Below are 6,547 nucleotides of genomic sequence, written 5' to 3'. Positions count from 1 at the left end.
CTGCCTCCTGCCTCCTGCCTCCTGCCTCAAAACTCCAATTTCTAGCGGAGGGCTGCAAAGGTGAGATGCTCCCAGCAAATATCGCGTTCAGCAAAAACTATGAAATTTAAACCTCTCTACTACTGGAACAATCAAACAGGATTGCGTCAAGTTAAAATCCTAGCAACCATCTTTTTTGTATTAGTTTTAACTTTTAGCATAATTCGCTACGAAAGCTTCTTATCCACCTACGATAACGGTCTATTTAACCAAGTATTTTGGAATAGCATACACGGTCGATTTTTTCAAAGTTCAATGTCCTCAGCCGCCTCCAGCGCTTCGCTGATGGACAGACAACTTTCCTACCCATCTTACATTCATTTAGGCCAACACTTCGTCATCGATTTTCTGATTTGGATGCCGATTTATGCCTTATTTCCATATCCCATTACCCTGATAGTGTTGCAAGTTGCTTTAATTGCCGCAGCCGGAATAGTGCTGTATTTCTTAGCAAGACACTATCTATCTGTTCCCCTGTCGGTAATGATAGTAGCCAGCTATTACGGAGCAAATGGTGTCATCGGCCCGACGCTGGGAAATTTTTACGAACACTGCCAAATTCCTCTATTTCTATTTAGCTTGCTCCTAGCATTAGAAAAGCAGCGCTGGCCGCTATTTTGGCTGTTCGCAGTTTTAACATTAGGCACTCGCGAAGATGCTGGAATTAGCTTGTTTGGCATCGGATCGTATTTAATTGTCAGTCGGCGCTACCCCCGCGTCGGCCTAGCTTTGTGCGCTCTCAGCTTTAGCTACGTGGTGTTCATAACTAATACAATTATGCCGATGTTTTCGGTTGACAATTCCCGCTTGTACTTAGCTACTTACTTTAGGAAATTTGTCAAAACCGAGAACCCGTCAACACTAGAACTGCTTTGGGCGATTATCAGTCAACCTCATCTTATAATAGAAGTATTTTTTAAAGATGCAAGTAGGCGAATTTTATATCTTTTAGGTCATTGGTTGCCGCTAGCCTTTGTACCTGTGATTACTCCTAGCGCCTGGTTAATGACTGTTTTTCCTTTACTGGTTCTGTTGCTGCAAGTTGTTAATAAGGCCGCTACTGGTATCAACACCCGCTACACATTTGCTATAATTCCGGGGTTGTTTTACGGTACAATCCTGTGGTGGTCGCAACATCAAGATAAATTCAAACCCAGGTTCCACCGCTTCTGGATTGGGTGTATCGGTCTGTCAATACTGCTTACGTACACTTCCAATCCGAATCGAGCTTTGTATTTCATCTCTCCTTATTCTTTTCAACCTTGGGTTTATCAATCTTTGCCGGCTCAACTCGGACACGCAGCTAATGTCAAAAAAGTCTTAAGTTTGATTCCCCAAGATGCTAGCGTTTCTACCAGCGGTTATATCGTTTCCCACCTTTCTGGCCGCCGGAACATCATCCGTTTAGAAGTGATGCAGATGAAAGACGAAGAGGGAAAAGTTGTTGATATTGATTATGCGCTGTTGGATTTGTGGCAGTTGAAGCAAAATAATTTGAAAGCTGAGGTTGACAGAGGTAGAGTTCGGGGGGGAGTGCGTTTTACTGATGTAGCTCTGCGGAATGGTTTGTACGGAATTGCTGAAGTATTGGACGGAGTTGTTTTAGTTCAAAAAGGCATAACTTCTAAGCCGGAAGTTTTGTCGGCTTGGTCGAAATTGCGGCAAGAAATCGAACCGTTGATGAAATAGTCGAAATTCAATGATCTAGCAGGCAGTTGCGATCGCCCCCTGAGAGTAAAATCAAGTAAAATTGCAAGTATTGGTCGATCGACCCCCGTTACTCGACTATATTTGGATTCAAGGTTTGCTATACTCCAGAAACAGACACATATTAACCTTTGGAAAATCAATAGGCCGGAGCTATGACATCCTATGCAACCTCTACAGCAAGAGCCGAGATGAGTGAGATCCGGCGCTTGAAAAACATACTGCCCCCAGAACTCCAAAGTTGGGTAACAGTAGAAAAAACAATAGAAGTTAATCCTACCCTGATCCGCAGCGAAGAAATAGGCAAAGACCAGGTAGAAATCCAAATAGACCTGATCCGCTGGGAACAGCTAGCAATGGATCAGCGCAACCTCCTATTTTGGCACGAAGTCGCCAGAATCCAAAACGACACCATCCCCAGAGACGGTTGGGAAATGGCAGCCCTCGCCATTGGTTTAGGCGGCGCCGTCGGCGAACTTTGGGTGCAAGACGGCTTGCTGCTGTTACTGGCCCTATCCCTGTGCGGCGTCTCCGGCTGGAGACTTTTCCAAAAAAACAACGGAGAGAAAAGTTTAAAAGAAGCAATAGACGCCGACGAAAAAGCCCTCGCCCTAGCCACCCGCTTCGGCTACACTCTCCCAAACGCCTACAAAAGCCTTGGCAGCGCCTTAAAAACCTTAATCGAGCAAACCTCCAAAAAACAGCAGCGGGCTAAATACGAAGCTCGTCTCCAGGCCCTCAAACGCAACGCAGCCAAAGCCAAAGCCAAAGTCAAACCGATCACCCGCGAAACATCCCAGTCAGAAAACGTCTACAATTCTTAACCTCATCCCCCGACGCTTGGTACGGGGTTTTCCAGTTAACCGTTAACTGTTGACTTCTGTGTTAGCTGTTAACTGTTAACTGCGATGGCTATCCGGTGCAAGACAGGCAGGAAAATTATTAACGACAAGATTAAGGGGCCTGAATCCACAAAAATTTTGATTCCGATGTCAAAGTTTGGCAGCGACTGCGTTGAAAAATCTTTGGGCCAAAACTGGCAAAAATAGACTTATAGCGGTTCTCAAGCGTGGTGAGGTATGCCCTATGCCCTATGCCCACGGAGGCCTATGCCCTATGCCCACGGAGGCCTATGCCCTATGCCCATGAGTACCTCATATGAGAGCTCGAAAGGCTATAAGTCTATTTTTGCCTTTGATATCATTCTCGGCGGGCGACTTGGCAGGCGTTTTTGTAAAGTTTGTATAAAGCTAGCCTTTTGTTAACCATAATATTTGGTAAAGGTGGATCTGCTAGGACAGAATAGGCTAAAGACATCAGCTTGAAATTTGAAACCAGGACTTCATGGTCAGTCAAACCCCAGAGGCAGATTTTCGGGTAACGTACTCGGACGAGATTCCCTCAGTTCACATACCCGTGCGCTTGAGCGTACTTGAAGCCGTAAACTTCAAGACAACCTGCCAGCAACTTTTTTCGGGAAGCACCGTTCCCAGCAAGATTGTCCTAGACTTTAGTCAGACGACATTCATCGACAGTAGCGGGATCGGTGCTTTAGTCAGCAATCTGAAATTTGCCAAACAGCGTGGCAGCGACTTGGTGCTCCGAAGTCTCAAGCCACAGGTGATGGCAGTATTTGCTCTCACCAGCCTAGATCAAGTGCTGACGATCGAGCAGCCCTCTGCAACCTCAACTCCCACAGAGACTAACCCCTCGGACAATCACCTACCGATGACCCACCCTTCAGTGCAATCGTGGGTGAAGCGGCTGATAGATATCGTTGGGGCAATCGTCGGTTTGATGATTACAGGAATTTTGCTTGTACCCATAGCTGCAGCCATCACTATCAACGATCCAGGCCCGATATTTTTCGGTCAAACCCGCTGTGGCTGGATGGGCAGACAATTTCGGATTTGGAAATTTCGATCGATGTGTACCAACGCCGAAGCCATGAAAGACCAAATCAAAAACCAAGCTTCTGGCGCATTTTTCAAAAATGACAACGACCCGCGGATTACCAAAGTCGGGCGCATCTTACGCAAAACCAGCCTCGACGAACTGCCGCAGTTTTGGAACGTGCTCAAAGGCGAAATGAGTCTAGTCGGCACTAGACCGCCTACCCCAGACGAAGTTGAGCGCTACGAAGTCCCTCAGTGGCAGCGTTTGGATGTCAAACCCGGGATGACCGGGGAATGGCAAGTCAACGGTCGCTCTCAAGTCCGCGATTTTGAAGATGTCATCCGTTTAGATTTAAAATACCAACAAAACTGGAGCCTGGTGTATGACTTGAAACTAATTGTTAAAACTGTAACAGTCCTTTTTAACAAAAATAGTGGCGCTGTGTAGGAGCCCTCAACAACCCAGCCCTGAACTTTCAGGTGCTGTTGCCGACGGGCGGCGGGAACTCAAACTTGATACTTAGTCAAGCAGACGATCGCTAGCAATACCTACGTTAGCATTAAGTGTTAAAATTCACACGCCCAGAAAATGCACAGCTAGTTGCCAGCTCTGCAATCAGAGCATTAATAATTAGCAATTAGCCAGTTCCAGTCATACTCAAATGCTCCCAGCATGATTTTCGAGGACGAGAAGAACTCACCTGTGTTTAGAAAAGTAGCGACTGCTAACACGGTCGAAGCTTAAATCACTGCCTCGCAAGCTGACTCGGAAATTTTCCCTATTTAAACGCCCTACCGAGGCGGCTTACAGTATCGGAAGTCTCTCATTTGCTGTGCGAGTAAATGGTGCGAAAGGAATGCTCACCTTGAGGCAAAACGGGCTTCTTCAACTCAAGCTTGACTTAACTAATATGTTGCCAAGACCTTGCCCTCCTTTTTCTCTCCCTCCGGCGCTGAGTACAGCGGTGGTGGGGGCCGACCTGGGGGAAGAAAGATGAAAGACAAGCAACCAAAGGCCGAGTGGCACCTGCAGGTTGAAACAGACCTGAATGCTTTAACATCCGTTTTGGAATGGTTGGAGAATATCGTTTTGCCAATGATACCAGCGGATTTCTGGTGGCAGTGTCGGCTGATAATCAACGAAGGCTTTACAAACGCTGTCCGCCACGCTCACCAGAACTTGCCCCCCACGACGCCCATAGACATTGAGGTAAAAGTGTTTGCCGATTACTTAGAAATTAGGATTTGGGACAGGGGTCAACCCTTCAACTTAGAAGCAAAGCTGCACTCGATCATGCAAGAGCAGCGCGATCCTTTGGACAGAGACGGAGAAAGGGGACTGGTGTTCATGTACAAGCTCACAGACGAGCTTCGGTATATCCGTACCGACGATCGCCGCAACTGCCTGGTAATGCGAAAAAACATTAGCTGAGGGCGCGATACCCGCCCGGTAAGGGCGGCTTCTTTCCCAAGCAGTGAAAGATCCCTCGCCCCTTATTGTCCTACCCGGAACCCAACCACATCCTCTGCAATTCTGCGGGTGCAGGCTCGATGCAAGCGGCTGCAGGACAATTTGCTTCAAAATAAATATTATGCGTATTCTAATTTATTCCTATAACTATTATCCAGAGCCGATCGGCATTGCCCCCCTGATGACAGAACTAGCGCAAGGCCTAGTCAAGCGCGGGCACCAAGTCCGAGTCGTCACAGGAATGCCCAACTATCCCCAGCGCCGGATTTATCCGCCATATGAGGGCCAATTTTACCTTACCGAAGAACACAACGGCGTCACAATTCAGCGCAGCTATCTGCGCGTCAACGGCCCCCACCCCAGCCTCCTAGACCGACTTGTGCTAGACGGCAGTTTTGTCGTCTCCAGCGCCGTCCAAGCCTTCAGAGGCTGGCGTCCAGACGTGATTTTCTCGACAATGCCCCCTTTACCGATTTGCGTCCCAGTCGCCTTTTACGGCTGGATTCGCGCTTGCCCGATCGTCCTCAACGTTCAGGATATCGTCTCAGAAGCAGCCGTGCGCGTCGGCTTGGTCAAAAAAAATGGACTGCTAGTTCGCATTGCTGACGCTTTGGAAAAATTGGCATACTGCACAGCCAGCCAAGTCAGCGTCATCGACAGCGGTTTTGTCAAAAAATTGCACTCTCAGGGAGTACCCCCGGAAAAAATAGTTTGCGTTCCCAATTGGGTTGATGTCAATTTCATTCGGCCGTTACCCAAGGAAAGTAACTCATTTCGAGAAACTCACAAACTCAAGGGCAAATTTGTCGTTCTCTATGCTGGCAATATTGCCCTAACTCAAGGCTTGCAAACAGTTGTCCAAGCAGCGGCTCGTTTGAAACACATACCCGAAATCGCTTTTGTAATTGTGGGGGAATCAACAGCCTTGGCGCGCTTGCAACAAGATTGCGAAACTTACAAAGCTAATAATGTAATGCTGCTACCATTTGAACCGCGAGAAAAATTGCCAGAATTGTTAGCTGCTGCTGATGTTAGTTTAGTTGTACAAAAGCGCCGCGTTACTAACTTCAATATGCCTTCAAAAATTCAAGTAATTCTCGCCAGCGGCAGGGCTATTTTGGCGTCGGTTCCCGAAACTGGTACTGCCCACAAAGCTGTGCAGCAAAGCGGTGGCGGGGTGGTGGTAGCGCCGGAAGATCCGGAGGCTTTGGCGGAGGCTGTTGAGGATTTGTACCTGCACCCTGCTAAGGTGGATGCGTTGGGCGAGCAAGGCAGAAGTTATGCTGTAGAGAATTACGGATTTGAGGAAGCTTTGAATCATTATGAAGCTTTATTTGCGGCGGTTGCAGCAAGTCATGGTGATAAGCTGTTGCAGCCTTTGCCGAAATAATAAGCTCATTAGGTTAGTAAGTACCGACCGTTATTTGTTTCTTGG

General features: G+C 47.6%; 5 protein-coding genes. All 5 read left to right on the top strand.

Annotation, left to right across the window (positions count from 1 at the left end; translation table 11 throughout):
* Positions 1-99: 99 nt before the first annotated feature.
* On the top strand, positions 100-1,728 hold the full coding sequence (locus QUA00_RS03165; RefSeq protein WP_333408658.1) for a DUF2079 domain-containing protein: 1,629 nt from the start codon (positions 100-102) through the stop codon (positions 1,726-1,728).
* A gap of 173 nt (positions 1,729-1,901) precedes the next feature.
* Positions 1,902-2,570 carry a DUF3318 domain-containing protein gene (locus QUA00_RS03160; RefSeq protein WP_333109239.1) on the top strand — a complete coding sequence of 223 codons (669 nt, stop codon included), beginning with the start codon at positions 1,902-1,904 and terminating at the stop codon, positions 2,568-2,570.
* Between the two features lie 520 nt (positions 2,571-3,090).
* Positions 3,091-4,089: a sugar transferase gene (locus QUA00_RS03155; RefSeq protein ID WP_333408657.1), complete on the top strand. Its 999-nt coding sequence runs from the start codon at positions 3,091-3,093 to the stop codon at positions 4,087-4,089.
* A gap of 546 nt (positions 4,090-4,635) precedes the next feature.
* Positions 4,636-5,073 carry an ATP-binding protein gene (locus tag QUA00_RS03150; protein WP_333147319.1) on the top strand — a complete coding sequence of 146 codons (438 nt, stop codon included), beginning with the start codon at positions 4,636-4,638 and terminating at the stop codon, positions 5,071-5,073.
* A gap of 160 nt (positions 5,074-5,233) precedes the next feature.
* Complete coding sequence (locus QUA00_RS03145) at positions 5,234-6,502, top strand: glycosyltransferase family 4 protein (RefSeq protein ID WP_333308394.1); 1,269 nt, start codon at positions 5,234-5,236, stop codon at positions 6,500-6,502.
* Positions 6,503-6,547: the final 45 nt, after the last annotated feature.

It is taken from the genome of Microcoleus sp. T2B6 (genome assembly GCF_036700475.1).
Taxonomy (GTDB): domain Bacteria; phylum Cyanobacteriota; class Cyanobacteriia; order Cyanobacteriales; family Microcoleaceae; genus Microcoleus.
Note: the sequence above shows the minus strand (reverse complement) of the source record. Positions and strands in the feature narration are given on the sequence as shown.

Coding starts and splice junctions, on each gene's coding strand:
- QUA00_RS03150 (WP_333147319.1), top strand. CDS start 4,636: ATGAAAGACAAGCAACCAAAGGCCGAGTGGCACCTGCAGGTTGAAACA.
- QUA00_RS03160 (WP_333109239.1), top strand. CDS start 1,902: ATGACATCCTATGCAACCTCTACAGCAAGAGCCGAGATGAGTGAGATC.
- QUA00_RS03165 (WP_333408658.1), top strand. CDS start 100: ATGAAATTTAAACCTCTCTACTACTGGAACAATCAAACAGGATTGCGT.
- QUA00_RS03155 (WP_333408657.1), top strand. CDS start 3,091: ATGGTCAGTCAAACCCCAGAGGCAGATTTTCGGGTAACGTACTCGGAC.
- QUA00_RS03145 (WP_333308394.1), top strand. CDS start 5,234: ATGCGTATTCTAATTTATTCCTATAACTATTATCCAGAGCCGATCGGC.